Origin of the sequence: Sporosarcina sp. P12(2017) (assembly GCF_002743035.1) — a bacterium.
GTDB lineage: Bacteria > Bacillota > Bacilli > Bacillales_A > Planococcaceae > Sporosarcina > Sporosarcina ureae.
Genome location: NZ_PDYL01000010.1, coordinates 1 through 18,946 on the forward strand (window position 1 = coordinate 1; position 18,946 = coordinate 18,946).

General features: G+C 40.9%; 15 protein-coding genes. 8 read left to right on the plus strand and 7 right to left on the minus strand.

Translation table 11 applies throughout. The features are described 5' to 3' along the window. Window positions 1-485 precede the first annotated feature (485 nt). The 7 genes from CSV80_RS09370 to dnaA all read right to left on the minus strand — a co-directional run bounded on the left by CSV80_RS09370 (window position 486) and on the right by dnaA (window position 10,439). Window positions 486-1,598: an HD-GYP domain-containing protein gene (locus tag CSV80_RS09370; RefSeq protein WP_143560477.1), complete on the minus strand. Its 1,113-nt coding sequence runs from the start codon at window positions 1,596-1,598 to the stop codon at window positions 486-488. 142 nt (window positions 1,599-1,740) lie between these two features. Then, the gene (gene gyrA, locus CSV80_RS09375) at window positions 1,741-4,275 is read right to left on the minus strand and encodes a DNA gyrase subunit A (protein ID WP_099670628.1); all 2,535 of its coding nucleotides are present in this window, start codon (window positions 4,273-4,275) and stop codon (window positions 1,741-1,743) included. 68 nt (window positions 4,276-4,343) lie between these two features. Continuing rightward, complete coding sequence (gene gyrB, locus CSV80_RS09380) at window positions 4,344-6,266, minus strand: DNA topoisomerase (ATP-hydrolyzing) subunit B (RefSeq protein ID WP_211225432.1); 1,923 nt, start codon at window positions 6,264-6,266, stop codon at window positions 4,344-4,346. A gap of 48 nt (window positions 6,267-6,314) precedes the next feature. Continuing rightward, window positions 6,315-7,433 (minus strand): DNA replication/repair protein RecF, encoded by a 1,119-nt coding sequence (gene recF / locus CSV80_RS09385; protein ID WP_029054392.1) that lies wholly within the window; start codon window positions 7,431-7,433, stop codon window positions 6,315-6,317. Continuing rightward, a complete protein-coding gene (yaaA, locus tag CSV80_RS09390) occupies window positions 7,423-7,662 on the minus strand; it encodes a S4 domain-containing protein YaaA (RefSeq protein ID WP_099670629.1) in 240 nt (79 codons plus the stop codon). Before yaaA ends, recF begins: the two co-directional genes overlap by 11 nt. Window positions 7,663-7,781: 119 nt before the next feature. Next, window positions 7,782-8,918 carry a DNA polymerase III subunit beta gene (gene dnaN / locus CSV80_RS09395; protein ID WP_029054390.1) on the minus strand — a complete coding sequence of 379 codons (1,137 nt, stop codon included), beginning with the start codon at window positions 8,916-8,918 and terminating at the stop codon, window positions 7,782-7,784. A 171-nt stretch (window positions 8,919-9,089) separates the two neighbouring features. Next, complete coding sequence (dnaA, locus tag CSV80_RS09400; RefSeq protein WP_099670630.1) at window positions 9,090-10,439, minus strand: chromosomal replication initiator protein DnaA; 1,350 nt, start codon at window positions 10,437-10,439, stop codon at window positions 9,090-9,092. A 505-nt stretch (window positions 10,440-10,944) separates the two neighbouring features. Here dnaA and rpmH point away from each other — a divergent pair. From rpmH to noc, 8 genes are all read left to right on the plus strand, one after another. Further along, entirely contained in the window at window positions 10,945-11,079 is a 135-nt protein-coding gene (gene rpmH, locus CSV80_RS09405) for a 50S ribosomal protein L34 (protein ID WP_029054388.1), read from the plus strand. 119 nt (window positions 11,080-11,198) lie between these two features. Beyond that, window positions 11,199-11,537, plus strand: coding sequence for a ribonuclease P protein component (gene rnpA, locus CSV80_RS09410; protein WP_029054387.1), 339 nt, complete (start codon window positions 11,199-11,201; stop codon window positions 11,535-11,537). Window positions 11,538-11,629: 92 nt separating this feature from the next. Beyond that, entirely contained in the window at window positions 11,630-12,406 is a 777-nt protein-coding gene (gene yidC / locus CSV80_RS09415; protein WP_199083959.1) for a membrane protein insertase YidC, read from the plus strand. Next, window positions 12,403-13,227, plus strand: coding sequence for an RNA-binding cell elongation regulator Jag/EloR (gene jag, locus CSV80_RS09420; protein WP_099670631.1), 825 nt, complete (start codon window positions 12,403-12,405; stop codon window positions 13,225-13,227). Before yidC ends, jag begins: the two co-directional genes overlap by 4 nt. A gap of 544 nt (window positions 13,228-13,771) precedes the next feature. After that, window positions 13,772-15,157: a tRNA uridine-5-carboxymethylaminomethyl(34) synthesis GTPase MnmE gene (gene mnmE, locus CSV80_RS09425; protein WP_099670632.1), complete on the plus strand. Its 1,386-nt coding sequence runs from the start codon at window positions 13,772-13,774 to the stop codon at window positions 15,155-15,157. A gap of 30 nt (window positions 15,158-15,187) precedes the next feature. Further along, on the plus strand, window positions 15,188-17,077 hold the full coding sequence (gene mnmG, locus CSV80_RS09430) for a tRNA uridine-5-carboxymethylaminomethyl(34) synthesis enzyme MnmG (RefSeq protein ID WP_099670633.1): 1,890 nt from the start codon (window positions 15,188-15,190) through the stop codon (window positions 17,075-17,077). Window positions 17,078-17,128: 51 nt separating this feature from the next. Beyond that, window positions 17,129-17,851 carry a 16S rRNA (guanine(527)-N(7))-methyltransferase RsmG gene (rsmG, locus tag CSV80_RS09435; protein WP_099670634.1) on the plus strand — a complete coding sequence of 241 codons (723 nt, stop codon included), beginning with the start codon at window positions 17,129-17,131 and terminating at the stop codon, window positions 17,849-17,851. Between the two features lie 76 nt (window positions 17,852-17,927). After that, window positions 17,928-18,800, plus strand: a complete 873-nt coding sequence (gene noc / locus CSV80_RS09440) for a nucleoid occlusion protein (protein WP_029054381.1) — start codon at window positions 17,928-17,930, stop codon at window positions 18,798-18,800. Window positions 18,801-18,946 lie beyond the last annotated feature (146 nt).

The window sequence follows — 18,946 nt, forward strand, 5'->3', positions numbered from 1 at the left end:
CATGTATTAGGCATGCCGCCAGCGTTCGTCCTGAGCCAGGATCAAACTCTCCATAAGAGAAATTCGATTAGCTCGAGTTTCATTTGCTGGCATCAATTAAGATACTCATTTTGTTTATGTCATCGTTAGATGCACAAACTGTATTTCGTTAACGTTTTGCTGTTCAGTTTTCAAGGTTCATTTCGTTGGTCTCTCGTAAGAGGCAACTTTCTTATATTAACATCTCATCGTTTTGTTGTCAACACTTTTACTCAAAAAGTTTTTCTTGTTAAGTTTGATGTTTTCGTAACTGCTTGATGCGACGCTTATAAATATACCACCCTATTTATGAGAATGCAAGCACTTTTATAAATTATTTTAATTAAATCCTTGAAAACACCATACCTACAATGAAATACGGATATGATTCCACTATAAATTCCAATGTAGAAATGCACATCCGCATAAAATAGCTTACTTTCCTCATTGTTTACAAAGTTATTCTATTAAAAGATCTTAACTATAGAGATCCTTCTATTAGACGATAGATCAGTATGCGTGCCCGTATCTAGAACTTTCACGATTGGACGCAACGGGAAGTCACGGTGCAAGTAAATGACTTCTGCTATCTCGTCAGTCGTAAGTTTTACTTTTGTTCCAATCGACAGCTTATTGATCAGTTCGTGAAGTACTTCAATTACCTTCATATCAAACTTGCCGAATTCCTCTTCCCTCATTAACTCGATTACTTTAAAAGAACTTTCCTTCTGTCTGTACGGTCTTTCGGATGCCATAGCGTGGTACACGTCCGCCACTGAGAGTATTTGAGAGATTTCTGTAATCTCCTGCCCTTTCAGTCCTCTTGGATAACCGCTACCATCAAAGCGCTCATGATGCTGCAAAATCGCTACTTTCATTTCCTGACGTACTAATGAAGAATCGTTGACCATTTGGAAACTGTGAATGACATGCTTTTTCACTTCACTTAGCTCTTCACTCGTTAAAAATGCTACTTTATCGATAATCTTTTCATCAATTTTTGCCATACCACTGTCTGCCAGTACGCCAGCTATTCCAATTTGAAGTACTTGCCCTCTTGGATACCCCATTGCTTCACTTATTAAGGCTGCCAGAATGCCAACACTAATAGAATGGTGTGCGCGATAGTTTTGCAATGTAGAAAACTCATTTAGTCTTCTGACATAGTCCTTATTCTCCAAAAATGCTTGAATTACAGGTAAAATAATTGTGCGCACGGCTGCAACGTCCAATTTCTTGCCTGATCTATAACTAATGAATTCTTTTCTGTATGACTCTACTGCTTCATCGTATAGCGTTTCCAAAGACCTTGATTTTGGAGGAGCATTTTGAGTCATCTGCTTCTCTACTTCTGGAGTTAATTTTACCTCCGTTATTTTCTCCGTCGGTCCTTGTTCTATTTTACTAAGTGCCTTTGACTCGACCAGCACCCGGGTAATACCAAATGAATGAAGTACTTCAAAGTGCTCTAGCATTAACTTGGTGTCTTTAACCATAATGGGATTTCGTGTATTGGCATACAAATCCTCTTTAAGAAAACTACCTGGTATTAATTCATTTACCTCTTTGTAAATATCCAACGCTATCACCTAATTTCTTCTTTGCTCTACCTATTAGTATACAATATTCTCAATTATATGGATAGATACCTGAGTATTTTTTCCTAATAAAAGCAAAAAAAGTTATTGAAGAGACGTATTACGCCCCTTCAATAACTTTTCTTTATTCTTCTGAATCTGTTTCAGCTTCTAAGTCTGTATCTGGTTGTACCTGTTTAGTCACTTCCAGTTGGCCTTCTATTTCTTGTTCTAACTCTTCTTCAAGGTCATCATCTTTTTCTACCTTTGCGACCGTTGCTACACGTTCGTCATCAGCTAATCGAATGAGTCGTACACCTTGTGTTGATCGGCCAAATATAGAAATATCACCAATTGACATACGGATTAAGATCCCGTGAATCGTAATTAACATTAAATCTTCTTCGCCGTTAACCGACTTCATCGCGACAATACTACCATTTCGATCCGTCATATGCATTGTTTTTAATCCATAACCGCCACGTGATTGAGCTCGGTATTCACTTTCATGTGTGCGTTTGCCATATCCCTTTTCAGTAACTACCAGAATATCGTCACCTTCATCTACGATATCCATGCCAATTACTTCATCCTCTTGACGCAATCTAATACCACGTACACCCGCAGCAGTTCTGCCGAGCGGACGGATGCTTTCCTCGTCAAAGCGGATCATCATACCTTGTTTGGTACAGATTGCAATATCTGACTTTCCATCAGTTGATCTAACAGAGATCAGTTCATCGTCTTCACGCAATCCTAATGCAATTAAGCCGTTCGCACGAATATTGGCATAGTCCATAATCGACGTTCGTTTAATAACACCTTGTTTTGTCGAGAAGAATAAATAGTGATCTTCAGTAAACTCATCGATTGGGATCATTGCTGTAACCTTTTCGCCTTTTTGGAAGTCAAGTAGGTTAATTATCGGCAATCCTTTGGCAGTTCTGCTGTATTCAGGAACTTCATAGCCCTTTTTACGGAATACACGGCCTCTGCTCGTAAACAGTAAAATCGTGTCATGCGTTGAAGTATTTAGTAAGTGCTCTACAAAGTCATCTTCATTTGTGCCCATACCTTGGATTCCACGACCGCCACGTTTTTGACTGCGATACGTATTAGCTGGCAGTCGCTTAATATACCCTTGGTGAGTTAATGTCACAATGGAGTTTTCCACTGGAATTAAATCTTCATCTTCAAGCATTTCAGAACCGCCAAGCATAATCTCTGTTCGACGTTCGTCAGCAAAACGTTCTTTAATTTCGCTTAATTCTTCACGAATAATTTCAATTAATTTCAGTTCATCCGCTAAAATTGCACGTAATTCAGCAATAAGTGTCAGCAACTCCTGGTACTCCGACTCGATTTTGTCTCGTTCTAATCCAGTTAAACGCTGCAGACGCATGTCGAGAATAGCTTGAGACTGGCGATCAGATAACTCGAATGTCTCCATCAAGTTTGCTTTCGCTTCAGCCGTTGTCTTGGATGCACGGATTAGTGCAATGATTTGGTCAATATGATCAAGCGCTATACGTAATCCTTCCAAAATATGTGCACGATCTTCTGCTTTATTCAAATCAAATTGAGTACGTCTGCGAATGACTACCTTTTGGTGTTCTAAGTAATGGTATAGAATTTCTTTCAACGACAATACTTTTGGTTGCTTGTCTACCAGTGCCAGCATATTGATTCCAAAACTAGTCTGCAAGGCAGTTTGTTTATATAGATTGTTCAATAATACGTTGGCATTCGCATCTCTTCTTACTTCAATGACAATACGCATACCTGTACGGTCTGATTCGTCTGCTAAGTGTGTAATGCCGTCAATCTTCTTATCACGCACGAGCTCTGCAATTTTCTCGATTAACTTCGCCTTATTTACTTGGAATGGAATTTCATTAACGATAATCGTTTCCCGGCCATTTGCAGCTGTCTCAATTTCCGCTTTTCCACGAATGATCAATGAACCCCGACCCGTTTCATAAGCACGACGAATTCCACTACGCCCAAGTATCATACCGCCAGTTGGGAAATCAGGACCTGGAATGATTTCCATTAGTTCTTCGGTTGTAATTGCGCTATTCTCTGCCAAAGCAAGTACAGCGTCTATCGTTTCACCGAGGTGATGGGGTGGAATGTTTGTTGCCATTCCTACGGCAATTCCCGATGTACCGTTTACCAACAAGTTGGGATAACGACCTGGCAAGACGGCAGGCTCTTTTTCCTGCTCGTCATAGTTTGCTTGGAAGTCGATTGTATTTTTATTGATATCACGCAATAACTCCATTGCAATACGAGACATACGAGACTCCGTATACCGCATTGCAGCTGCTCCGTCACCATCAACAGAGCCGAAGTTACCGTGTCCATCTACTAGCATATAGCGATAACTGAAATCTTGAGCCATCCGTACCATCGTGTCATATACCGCACTATCGCCGTGCGGGTGGTACTTACCAATAACGTCCCCTACAATACGGGCTGACTTTTTATGCGGTTTCTCCGCAGTGATGCCCAAGTCATGCATAGCATACAAAATGCGGCGATGTACGGGCTTCAAACCATCTCGAACATCCGGAAGCGCACGAGAAACGATAACGCTCATCGCATAGTTCAGAAATGAAGTCTTCATTTCCGTATTAATATTTATTTCCTGCACTCCGCCTTTTGGCAAATCTGCCATGTTGTCAAGCTCCTTTCACCACTTACATCTATGAGTTCGGTCATTGCTAAATAATCTGTCACGATTAATCAAGTATCGATATTTTGTACGTAAACTGCATTATCTTCAATGAACTTTCTGCGTGGTTCTACTTCATCACCCATTAGTTCTTCAAACGTTTCATTAGCTTCTATTGCGTCATCCATACGGACTTGTAGGAATGTGCGCTTATCAGGATCCATTGTGGTTTCCCATAGTTGCTCAGGATTCATCTCACCCAAACCTTTGTATCGTGTAATATCCGGCTTTGGTGAGGCAGGCATACTGCTCAGGATTTCTTGCAACGTTTCTTCGTCATAACAATATTCTTCTCTTTTTCCTGAACGTACACGATAAAGTGGTGGCTGTGCAATATATACATAGCCTGCTTCAATTAGCGGACGCATGAAACGGAAGAAGAAGGTTAATAATAATGTACGGATATGGGCGCCATCAACGTCAGCATCTGTCATGATGACTAGCTTATGATAACGAGCTTTATCTAAGTTAAATTCAGGTCCGATCCCTGTACCGAGTGCCGTAATAATCATACGAATCTCTGCGTTCCCGAGAATACGGTCCAAACGTGCTTTTTCTACATTGAGGATTTTTCCTCGTAGCGGCAAAATTGCCTGGAAGTGACGATCGCGACCATTCTTCGCAGAACCTCCGGCAGAGTCACCCTCAACGATATACAATTCACTGATAGCTGGATCTCTTGAGGAACAATCTGATAGTTTTCCCGGTAAACTCGAAATTTCTAACGCCGATTTGCGACGTGTCAATTCACGAGCGTTTTTCGCAGCCATACGTGCTCTTGCAGCCATCGTACTCTTACCTACTACCTGACGCGCAACTACTGGATTTTCAATTAAGAAACGTTGCAGTGCTTCGGAAAACAAAGAGTTCGTAATCGTGCTAACTTCTGAGTTACCCAATTTCGTTTTGGTTTGACCTTCAAATTGAGGATCAGGGTGCTTGATGGAGACGATAGCCGTCAGACCTTCACGCACATCATCTCCGGTTAGATTGTCTTCTGACTCTTTCAATAAACCGTTTTTACGTGCATAGTCGTTAATCACGCGAGTTAATGCAGTTTTGAAACCTTGCTCGTGTGTTCCGCCTTCATACGTATGAATATTATTAGCAAATGACAATAAATTTTCACCGTAGCCGCTGTTGTATTGCATAGCGACCTCAACAGTAATACCATCGCGTTCGCCTTCAATGTAAATTGGATCTTCAAAGATCGGCTCTTTATTTGCATTCAAATGCTGAACGTATGATTTAATTCCGCCCTCATAGTGAAACATTTCGGATACGGGTTCCTCACCACGTTCATCGGTAATACTAATACGCAAACCACGGTTTAAGTAAGCAAGTTCACGCAAACGTGTGGCTAATATGCCATACTCGTATACCGTTGTTTCGGTAAAGATTTCAGAGTCCGCCTTAAAACGGATTGTAGTACCTGTTTCATCTGACTCACCAATGACTTCAAGCTCTTTTGAGACAGGGCCTCTAGAAAACTCAATTGCATATAACTTTTTATCCAGTTTAACATAGACTTCCGTCTTCTCTGACAAAGCATTGACGACTGAAGATCCTACGCCGTGCAAACCACCGGATACTTTATATCCACCGCCACCAAACTTACCACCTGCGTGAAGTACGGTCATAATGACTTCAACAGCTGGTCTACCTGTCGACTCCTGAATGCCGACTGGAATTCCACGGCCATTATCGGCTACTTTAATCCAGTTATCTTTCTCTATCGTTACTTCAATATGGTCACAATAACCTGCGAGAGCTTCATCGATACTATTGTCTACTATTTCCCACACAAGATGATGGAGCCCTTTTGCACTTGTTGTCCCAATGTACATACCAGGACGTTTACGGACAGCTTCAAGACCTTCCAACACTTGTATCTGACTTGCATCATAAGAAGTCTGCATATCCTTTTCTTCCATTGCCAAGGTGTTCACCTTTCCTTTCCAATACTATCAAACCGCAACAATCTAATCTCTAGGTAAAACAGATCCATCATGCACTTCAAAAATAGCTGCTTCCTGGATCGTGTTATGATCAATCCCTGCGATATTGGTTGTCGTCACAAATGTTTGAACTTGTCCTTGCATCGTACTCAACAAGTGTGACTGTCGGTAATCATCCAATTCGGATAACACGTCATCCAGCAATAAAATTGGAGTTTCGCCCACTTCTTGCTTTACTAGCTCAATTTCCGCCAGTTTCAAAGAAAGTGCGGTCGTCCGTTGCTGTCCTTGTGAACCGTACGTTTGAATATCGTACCCATTGACAAAAAACTGCAAATCATCACGATGTGGACCTACCAGTGTAAGCCCTCGTTCTAATTCGCGTCTTCGCACACTCTTTAACTGATCAGCAAAAATCGTCTCCATCTCTTCAGCAGTCTGCCCAGAATGTAGGTCTTTTAAAGTCCCATATGAAACTTCCAGTGTTTCAAGACCACGTGAAATTCCTTGATGAATCGGATTTGCCCATTTTTGTAGTAATTCCATAAAGTAAAAACGCTTTAGAATAATTTGAACTGCCACTTGAATATATTGTTCTGTGTAAATATCGAACATTACATCCTGGAGATCCAATTTACCGCGATTTGCTTTTAACAATGCGTTGCGTTGCTTTAATATTTTTTGGAAATTGACCAAGTCATGCAAATAGACTCTCGAGATTTGTCCAATTTCCATATCTAAAAAACGCCTGCGCAGCTGTGGACTGCCCTTTACGATATTCAAATCTTCAGGCGCAAACATGACTACATTCATTTGGCCGACATACATACTCAAACGGTTTTGTTCCAAATGATTGACTTTGGCTTTTTTCCCTTTTTTAGAAATCGTCAGCTCTATCGGCATATATCCAAATTTACGTTGGACGTCCCCTTCTATTTTACCACACTCTTGTTCCCAGCGTATCAGTTCTCGATCATTTGATGTGCGGTGGGATTTTGCCATTGCTAATACGTAAATAGCCTCCATGACATTGGTTTTCCCTTGTGCATTTTCACCGATCAATACATTCATCGTAGGAGAGAAATTTAATTCCAGAGCCTCATAATTTCGATAGTTCGTTAATTTAAGACGATCAATATGCATCCGACTGTCCAGATTCATCCGCTGACAGTTTGAATTTTCCTGCACCCGGGATATTTACTACATCTCCGTCATATAATTTCTTACCACGTCGTTGTTCTGGTTCGCCGTTCACGTAGACGATGTTTTCACCTAAAAACCATTTAGCCATTCCACCTGAGCTAATAACATTCGTCATTTTCAATAATTGACCTAGCGTAATATATTCTGAATTAAACTGTACGATTTCCATTTTTACTCAATCCCTCATAAAGTATTCTGTCTCTCTAGTTTACCTAACTTTTCTCAATAAGTAAAAAGGTAGCCAACATGTTGACTACCCGATTACAAGATATTTTCTTTAGTTACAAATTAAAACGTTCTAACCGGCAAAATTAATTGTAGAATTGCTTCGCTGTCAATTGACTTCAAGATGAATGGGCGCATGCTGCCGGTGAAATGAATCTTTAAATCTTGGCCGTCAATTGCTTTCAAGGCATCCATCATATATTTTGCACTGAATGAAATTTTCAAAGGTTCCCCTTCAATATCCACAGCTTCTACCAACTCTTCTACATTTCCGACATCCGGTGAGTTAGAAGAGATTTGCACATGTGGACTACCATCTGTTGAGAAGTGCACGATATTATTCCGATCTTCACGAGCTAATAAAGACGCGCGATCAATTGCTTGTAATAAATTTCGTCCATTAATCGTGATAGACGTTTTGTATTCAATTGGGATCAGACGAGATGTGTCAGGGTAATTACCTTCCAGTAGTCTTGAATAGAACAAAACGTTGTGAAGCTTAAATAATACTTGCTGATTCGCAATAAAAATTTCTACAGCTGTAGAGTCGTCAGGTAATATTTTGCTTAGTTCCTGAAGACTTTTACCTGGTATTACCGCATTGAATGGTGAGTTTGCTTGAATCTCAGGTGTCACAATTCGTCTAGCCAATCGGTGACTATCCGTTGCAATACAATACAGCTCATGCTCTTTCATAATCCATTGAACACCAGTAAGAACTGGGCGTGTCTCTTGTTGGGATACTGCAAATACAGTCTCTCTAATAAGTGATTTCATTAAGTCCGCAGGCATTTCAAAACGCTCTGCATCTTTTACATCCGGCAAAATGGGATATTCATCAGCACTTTGGGCAATGATATGAAATTCAGACTGTCCAGAACGAATATGCGTTTTCATTCCATCACGTAACTCAATCATGACTTCATTTGTTGGGAGCTTGCGAATAATCTCGTTGAAGACTTTTGCTTGTAACACCAATGTACCTGGTTGGATCGTTTGAATAATTTGAGTACCATCTTCTTCTACTGGAATGAAAGTGGATATCGTAATATCTGAATCACTTCCAGTCATCGTTAATCCCTTTTCAGTAATCTCTAATTTGATACCTGTCAAAATAGGCGTCGTTACTTTTGAACTGATCGCTTTCACAACATCGCTCAATCCATCCAATAATCTGTCTCTCATAATTTCAAACTGCATATAGATACCTCGCTTATATAATAATAATTAAGTAATTAAATATAGTAGTAATAGTAGTAGGGCCTGTGGATATGTGGAAAAGTCTTTTGAATGTATGAGAATCATAGTTTCCCACATGTGCATAATACGTGGACGACCCTGCACTACTTGTCCACAGTTATCCACAGTACATTATGCTCTTCCTAATACCTTTTTAATATCTTGAATATCTTGTAGCAATGCTTTGTCTTCATCGAGCTGTTTGGAAATCTTCTCATGCGCGTGAATGACAGTTGAATGATCTCGGCCGCCAAACTCCGAACCAATCTTCGGCAATGAGGAATCTGTCAGCTCTCTTGATAGATACATCGCAATTTGACGCGGAAATGCAATAGCGCGCGTCCGTTTTTTTGCTACAAAGTCTTCTAGTCTGATATTAAAGTGCTCACCGACTGCCTTTTGGATGTCCAGAATGGATATAATACGCGGGCGGGAATTTGGAATAATATCCTTTAATGCTTCAGCTGCCAGGTCAGTGGTGACATCAGCATTTACCAACGAGGAGTATGCAACGACGCGGATTAACGCGCCTTCAAGCTCTCTAATATTGGTATCAATCTGATTAGCAATATACAACATAACATCATTTGAAATGTCTACTAGACCGTCTGCTTTTGCCTTTTTTCGTAAAATCGCAATTCTCGTTTCCAAGTCAGGTGGAGCTATGTCTGTGATCAATCCCCATTCAAAGCGGGAACGTAAGCGGTCTTCCAGTGTGGGAATCTCTTTTGGAGGACGATCACTGGAAATAATAATTTGCTTTGATTCTTCATGCAACGTATTAAATGTATGGAAGAACTCTTCTTGTGTTTGTTCTTTTCCAGCTAGGAATTGAATATCATCAATTAGAAGAATATCTACATTGCGGTAACGATCTCTAAAATCGCCCGCTTTATTGTCCCGTATGGAGTTAATGAACTCATTCGTAAATTTTTCAGATGATAAATAGACTACCTTTAATGCAGGGTTTTGCTCCAGTACGTAATGGCCGATTGCATGCATCAAGTGTGTTTTTCCTAATCCAACACCACCATATATAAAAAGTGGATTGTAGGCTTTTGCAGGTGCTTCAGCAACTGCAAGGGAAGCAGCATGGGCAAAGCGATTTCCTGATCCAATGACGAATGTATCAAAGGTGTACTTTGGATTTAGCATACCCGCTGAGTTGATCATGGGTGCTTTTTCTACTGGTTTTGGCTGTGTCTTTGGTAATTTAATATCGTTCTCCGCCAGATCTTGCGGAACGATAAATTCAACGATTCGATCTTCACCTGTCAATTCGGATAAGATCCCCGTGATCAAATGAACGTAATGTGTCTCGAGCCAATCTTTGGCGAATGAATTTGGAACAGAAATAGTTGCATGTTCAGCTTCATACGTCAGTAATTTTGTCGATTTTAACCACGTTTCAAAACTGGGTTTCGAAACCCTAGCTTCAATATTCTTTAATACTTGCTCCCATAAACTCGATAGATTTTCCAATCGTGTGCCTCCTTTACAATAAAATATTAAAAAGCCCGGAATACGCTTATGCACAGTATCCAAGGCTGTGGATAAAAATTATCGAAACATGTTGAAAAAACTATCCACACTGTATTCACATATGTGGATAAGATTTTAGCTATAAATTATATACACAACAAAAGCTTTTTAATTGTAACAGGGAAACTGAATATTGACAAGGAGTCCAATGATTTATGCACAATCCCATTAACTGTGCATAAAGTAGTTATCCACAGGATTGAATATGTGAAAAACTTGTCGACAAATGCCAGATTAAAAAATCTACAAATTTAGGCATCAACATTCCATCCAGAGCATAACTTTCTTCCGCTGTGGATAAGTATTGCATGGTAATAAAAATTATTGTGAGTAGATCACCCGAGTAGGAATAGAAAAGCATTGACATTCTTTTACTGAATCGCTATACTATTCAAGACTGTCACAGTAGGAAAAGAGACAATCAAAGCAGGAGGTGTCTTACGAAATGAAACGTACATTCCAACCAAATAAACGTAAACGCGCTAAAGTCCACGGCTTCCGCCAAAGAATGAGTTCGAAAAACGGCCGTAGAATTTTAGCAGCTCGTCGTCGTAAAGGAAGAAAAGTTCTTTCAGCATAAGGCCACTGACATCAGTGGTCTTTTTTTTAGCTATTAGAGCGATTCCGAGTGACTATCAGATCTCCTCTATATAGTGGATCAGCAGATTAAGACGGTAGAAAATAAAAGCAGGTGCTATTATGAAGAAAAGCCAGCGAATTAAAAAGAATAAAGAATTTCAAACAGTATTTAAAAAAGGAAAGTCTTTTGCCAACCGACAGTTTATTGTCTATACCTATAAGAAGGAAGATCAGCAAGAATTTAGAATTGGCCTATCCGTCAGCAAAAAGGTCGGTAATGCCGTTACGCGTAACAGGATTAAACGTTATATCCGACAATCGTTCCTGGAAATGAAAGATGAAGTAAAATCTGATCTAGATTATGTTATTATCGCAAGAAATCAAGCTGCCACGCTCGATTTCCATACGGCCAAAAAAAATCTGCGACATGTTTTAAAAATTGCAAAAGTCTTTAAGTGAAATTATAGTTCCACTTGGATGTAGAACGATCAAAGCCATCGTGTTACACTGAAAAAAATTTAAATTGATCTTGCAACTGTTTGGAGGAAAAAATGTTGAAAAAGAAATTAGTGTTCCTTTCATTACTTGTTGTTGTCGCCGTATTCATGGCAGGTTGTTCGGAATTCCAAAAGCCGATCACAGCAGAAAGTACAGGAGTTTGGAACGAATATATTGTTTGGCCACTTGTTACATTAATTATGAAATTCAAATCATGGCTAGGTACATACGGATTAGCGATTATCGTCGTTACAGCGATCATTCGTACTGCATTGCTTCCATTGATTATTCAACAAACGAAAAGTTCAAAGCGTATGCAAGAGATTCAGCCAAGACTTAAAGCGTTGAAAGAGAAATATAAATCAAAAGACGCTGTCACACAGAAAAAGTATCAAGAAGAAATGCAACAGATTATGATCAACGAAAAGATTAATCCAGTTGCAGGATGTCTACCGGTTATCATCCAAATGCCAATATTTATTGGTTTCTACCACGCGATCAGCCGGATGAATGCCACACCAACCATTGAGTTAGGCAACTTCCTGGGTGTTGCACTTGGTTCACCAAGTATTATATTCGCGGTCATCGCTGGATTGTTCCAATTAACGGTTTTACGTACAGGACCCGCAATGGATAACCCACAGATGAAGATGATGATGTACATCATGCCATTTATGATCATGGTATTCGGTTCATTCTTACCAGCAGCACTCGCTTTATACTGGATTGTTGGGAATATCATTTCACTGCTCCAAAACATTTTCATCTATAAGCCGTTTGATAAGCCGAAAAACGTCGAAGTAGTGAAAACAGGAGGGAAAAAGAAATGAAACAACTTACACAAAGGGCAGCAACCGTTGAGCTAGCAATTGAATCAGCTTTACAGGACCTGGGTGTAACAAAAGAACAAGTAGAGATACAGGTAGTGGAAAATGGCAGGAAAGGTTTTCTTGGTTTTGGCGTAAAGCAAGCGGAAGTGCTTGTAACTGTCTTAGAGAAATCGAAACCAAACCCTAAACCTGCTATCGCTCGGGTAACTGAACCGACACAGACGATTACAGATGACAGTGAAGTATTATCTTCCGTTACAAAGGCACCGCAAGTTGTTCAACAGCCTCAAAATAAAGCAAAGCCATTAGAAAACGTTGTGGATATAAAGGAAAGTGAAAGAGTACCTGAAGCTAAAATCTATAATGAAAAAGATGCTATTGAAGAAACGAAACAGTACATTGAGGACATGGCAAAAGAAATGGGTATCGAAGATTTGGTTATTACGTATGAAACAAAAGGGAAGTACATCAATTTCCAGCTTGAAAGTGAAAAAGCAGCATTCTTAATAGGCAAAAGAGGACAAACACTCAATGCGATCCAGCAATTAGCGCAACTCGTAGCCAATAAGGTAACAAAGCAATTCAAAATTGTTCGAATAGATGTTGCAGATTACCGTGAGCGCCGCGAGCAATCGCTCGAGCAGCTGGCAGATCGCATGGCAGACCGTGCAGTACGTACAAAACGTCAAGTTGCGCTAGAGCCGATGCCTTCCTACGAGAGAAAGGTCATCCATAACGCGTTGTCACTCAGACTTGATATTGAGACATTTTCAGAAGGAAAAGACCCATATCGCCACATTGTCATCAAAGGAATTGAATAAAACTAAACCCCGCAGCATTTTCTGCGGGGTTTTTAATGCGCCTAAAATAATGATTTGAATACGAGGGGATTGCACATTCAGTTAGATACGCTTTGCATGTGACGTGAATTGAGCTGCTTTCTTCGCTAAGGGCATATCTATGCACCGGCGCTCACCGCGGATCCATAAGACACTCGACCGCCTAGAGCAAGATCCTTCATGGAGAATGGATTGTGAAGCATAAGCGAAGCGTTGAGAGTACATCCTGGCACTTCAAATCACCACCTCAAAACTACCTTCATTTTCGGGCATATTTTCTGCGTCCCACATATTTCTTCAAGAAACTTTCTACACTAGAAAGCTTGAAACGACAGTGTTCTTTGTCGACTGCTAGCACATGATAAATTACCGTGACGCTTGGTTCAAAATTCCTGAAATTATCCACATGTTTTAAATTCGCGTGCTAGGAGAATCCGACGCTTTATGATAATATAGGTTGTTAGAAAGTAGTATTCGCTATAAAAGATATGCACATGTGCACAACAAAGCCAGGAAGGTGAAAAACTTGCATTTTGATACGATAGCCGCCATTTCCACTCCCATGGGAGAAGGAGCGATTGCCATCGTTCGTCTGAGCGGCGATGACGCATGGAAGATTGCAGACCGTATATTTCAGTCACCAGCAGCCAAACCACTCTGCGAACAACCATCGCACACGATTCATTATGGACATTTACATGATCCCGTCACTGAAGAATTAGTGGAGGAAGTCATGGTATCGATCATGAAAGCGCCAAAGACTTTCACGCGCGAAGACATAGTGGAGATCAACTGTCACGGAGGTATTACTTCGGTCAATAGGGTACTTCAATTGGTATTGACAGAGGGGGCTAGATTAGCAGAACCCGGCGAGTTTACTAAACGAGCATTTCTTAATGGGCGGATTGATTTATCGCAGGCCGAAGCAGTTATGGATTTAATCAGAGCCAAAACAGATAAAGCCATGAACGTTGCACTTAACCAGATGGAGGGGAAACTATCCCACTTGATAGGTGAATTGCGACAAGCACTACTCGAAACACTTGCACAAGTGGAAGTTAATATAGATTATCCAGAGTATGATGATGTAGAAGAAGTGACGATTCCTTTGATGATTGAAAAAGGGACGTGGGTAATGGATGAGATTGATGAATTATTGCGTACATCATCACAAGGAAAGATCTTGCGTGAAGGATTGTCGACCGTAATTGTAGGACGTCCGAACGTTGGAAAATCATCGTTGCTTAATAGCTTAGTGCAGGAAAACAAAGCGATTGTTACGGATGTTGCGGGCACTACTCGTGATATTATTGAAGAGTATGTCAACGTTCGTGGAGTTCCATTGCGTCTTGTCGATACTGCAGGAATCCGGGAGACGGAAGATATTGTCGAGCGGATTGGTGTGGAACGTTCAAGGAAGGTACTGAAAGAAGCGGATCTCATACTATTGATGGTTAATAGCTCTGAACCGTTAACAGATGAAGATGAGCGATTATTCGAAGTGGTTGCCGGCATGGATATGCTCGTCATCGTCAATAAAACGGATTTACCAACAAAGATTGATCTGGAACGAGTCTACGAAGTGGCGGGAAGAGATCGCGTGATTACTACTTCCATTCTGCAAGAGCAAGGTATTACCGAGTTAGAAGAAGCGATTGCCGCACTGTTTTTCGAAGGTTCACTGGAATCCAATGACCTGACGTATGTATCCAATGCTCGCCATATCTCGTTACTAAAACAGGCACGCAATACGATTAACGATGCGGTACAAGCAGCACAAGCAGGAGTTCCTGTCGATATGATTCAAATAGATGTTACACGCACATGGGAAGTCCTCGGTGAAATAATCGGTGATACCGTTCAAGACAGTTTAATTAAAGAGTTGTTCTCAAAGTTCTGCCTCGGAAAATAATGATTTTATAAATGGGAAGGATGAACGAACATGCCACAATTTGAAGCAGGCAGGTTCGATTGTATCGTCATCGGAGCTGGACACGCAGGCGCAGAAGCAGCCTACGCATCAGCCAAGATGGGCGCATCGACATTAGTTTTAACAATGAATTTAGACATGATTGCTTTCATGCCGTGTAATCCTTCATTAGGAGGACCTGCAAAAGGTATTGTAGTGCGGGAAATAGACGCACTTGGCGGTGTGATGGCAAAGGTCATAGACAAAACGCATATTCAAATGCGTTTATTAAACACAGGGAAAGGTCCGGCAGTGCGTGCTTTGCGTGCACAAGCGGATAAAGTACTGTATCAGCAAGAAATGAAGCGGATACTGGAAGAAGAGCCAAATTTGACACTTCGCCAAGGGGTTGTCGAGCAGTTGATCGTAGAAGACGATGAAATAAAAGGCGTAGTGACACAGATTGGTGCAATTTTCCGTGCGAAGACTGTCATTATTACAACAGGTACATTTTTACGCGGAGAGGTTATTATTGGAGATCTGAAATACTCCAGTGGACCGAATAACCAAATGCCGTCCATCAAACTGGCGGAACATCTGCAGGAACTGGGTTTACAGACGGTTCGATTCAAAACTGGAACACCACCACGTATCAACAGCAATTCGATCGATTACAGCAAGACAGAGATTCAGCCAGGAGATGACGTACCGCGTTCATTCAGCTATGAAACAACGGAATTCATTGTGGACCAGTTGCCTTGTTGGTTAACGTATACAACTCCGGAAACGCATGAAATCATCAATGAAAATCTTCATTTATCTCCGATGTATTCGGGGATGATTAAAGGAAAAGGACCAAGCTATTGTCCATCTATTGAAGATAAAATTGTGCGTTTTGCGGACAAGTCACGTCATCAAATTTTCCTCGAGCCTGAAGGTCGTAATACAAAAGAAGTCTATGTGCAAGGGTTGTCAACAAGTCTTCCTGAACATATACAGCATCGCCTAATTGCGAGTGTACCAGGACTTGAGAAGGCTGAAATGATGCGTGCTGGCTATGCAATTGAGTACGATTCTATAATCGCGACTCAACTATGGCCAACGTTGGAAACGAAAAAAATCAAAAACTTGTATACAGCTGGCCAAATTAATGGAACATCAGGGTATGAGGAAGCCGCGGCACAAGGATTGATGGCGGGAATCAATGCAGCATGCAACGTACTTGGCAAGGAAGAGGTCGTTCTTGGACGCAGTGATGCGTATATCGGTGTACTCATCGATGACCTGGTCACTAAAGGTACGAGTGAGCCATATCGTCTATTGACGTCACGAGCGGAATATCGCCTCTTACTTCGTCATGATAATGCTGATATGCGCTTAACGGAAATTGGTTATCAAAACGGCATGATTAGTGAAGAGCGCCATACGAAGTTTTTGGCGAAGAAAGCACAAATTGATGCGGAGATTGATCATTTACGCAAGGTTACTGTGAAACCGACCGAAGAGATACAGGCGATTATTGCTGAAGTTGGTGGAACAGCACTTCGTGAGCCAATGAAGGCGGCTGATTTACTGAAGCGGCCGGAAATGAAGTATAGCGAGTTGCGTAAAGTAGTACCACCACTTGACGAAATTAACGAAGAAGTGGCGGAACAAGTAGAGATTTTCATTAAGTATGAAGGATACATCGAAAAGTCCATGCAGCAAGTAGCAAGAATGAAAAAGATGGAGAATAAGCGGATTCCGGAAAATATTGATTATGATGCGATTTCAGGTATTGCGAAAGAAGCAAAGGCAAACCTTAAAGAAGTACAACCATTGTCGATTGCGCAGGCATCGCGTATTTCCGGTGTCAATCCAGCAGATATCTCAATCTTGCTTGTCTATATTGAACAAGGAAAAATTGCGAAAGTATCCGGTTGAGTCTATGACTGGCGCTTAGGAGCGTCAGTCTTTTTGAAAAGGAATGAGAACATGACGGAAGAACAGTTTTACGAAGCTCTGCAAGAGAAAGGCTTTGAATTGTCCGATACACAGAAGCAACAGTTCAAACGCTATTTTGAAGTACTCGTCGAGTGGAATGAAAAGATGAACTTAACGGCAATTACGGATGCACCTTCCGTATACTTAAAGCATTTCTACGATTCCGTTACAAGTGCATTTTACGTAGACTTCAAAAAGTATGAATCTGTGTGCGACGTAGGGGCCGGGGCAGGTTTTCCAAGCATCCCGTTGAAGATCATCTATCCACACCTCCACGTGACGATTGTAGATTCATTGAATAAACGTATTACATTTTTAAATCATTTGGCGGGTGAATTAAAGCTTGAAAATGTGGCATTCGTCCATGCTAGAGCTGAAGAATTTGGTCGTAACCCGAAGTACCGTGAACAGTTTGATGTAGTGACTGCACGCGCGGTAGCAAGGTTATCGGTATTGTCGGAACTTTGCATTCCACTTGCCAAACAGGGAGGGCTTTTTGTTTCTATGAAAGGTGCAGCTGCATCTGAAGAAATGAAAGACGCCACTCGTGCTGTAAAACTACTAGGGGCAGTTTTGCAGAATGAACATGAATTCGTACTACCGCAAGAAAACAGTGAACGTCACATCTTTGTATTTGAAAAGAAAAAGCAGACACCTAAGAAATACCCGAGGAAACCAGGCGTACCTAATAAAACACCGATTACAGCAAACTGATTGTGGGAAATGTTTCACGTGAAACAATTGTATAGAAGAGAAAAAAGGGAATAGTTTCGAAAAGGTGGTGCAGAGGTTGAAAAGTACTTTTTCGCGTTTTTTTGGTGGGGGAGAAAAGATGACTACAATAGAAGAAGTAGAAGTTCATCATCTGGAGAAGGTAGCACAAATTGCAATTGATTCGATTACACCGAATCAATATCAGCCACGGACAATTTTTCATGAAGAAAAAATTGAAGAACTAGCTCGAACCATTCATACACACGGTGTTATTCAACCCATTGTCATTCGAACAAAAGATGACGGATCATACGAAATTATCGCAGGGGAACGAAGATTTCGAGCGATGCGTAAGCTTGGTTGGACAGAAGTACCGGCAATTGTGCGGAACTTGGATGATAAAGAGACAGCCTCAATTGCTTTAATCGAGAACTTGCAGCGTGAAGAACTGACGGCGATTGAAGAAGCGCATGCTTATGAACGTTTACTAGAACTACATGAATTAACGCAGGAAGCATTGGCGCAACGGCTCGGTAAAGGCCAGTCCACAATTGCGAATAAGATGCGATTGTTGAAGTTACCTGAACCCGTTCAAACAGCAATTTTGCAAAAGAAGATATCTGAACGTCATGCACGTGCATTATTACCATTAAAAGAATCCTCTCTTCAGCTGAAAGTGCTAGAAGAAATTAAGATGAATCAATATAACGTCAAAGACCTGGAAGCTAGAATTAAAGAAATCATGTATCCAACGGAATCAGTTGAGAAAGTGCAGCCTGCAAGAAGACGCGGATCTCGACAGAAAGCTGTTAGTAAGGATGTTCGTATTGCAGTGAACACGTTGCGAGAATCTCTTGCACTGATTGCAAAGAGTGGGATTGAAGTAGCATCCGAGGAAGTGGATTCTGAAGAATTCTACACGGTTACGGTAAAAATATGTAAAAAGTGACGAATGGAAACTCTTGCTGATTTACTAGCAAGAGTTTTCTTATATATCAATAGAGTTCGTACAGTGAAGATGATAAACTGAAATAGACCACATAGAACATATTCTTTGTCAGGCATTTCAAACATATGAAGCAACAAGTAAAACTT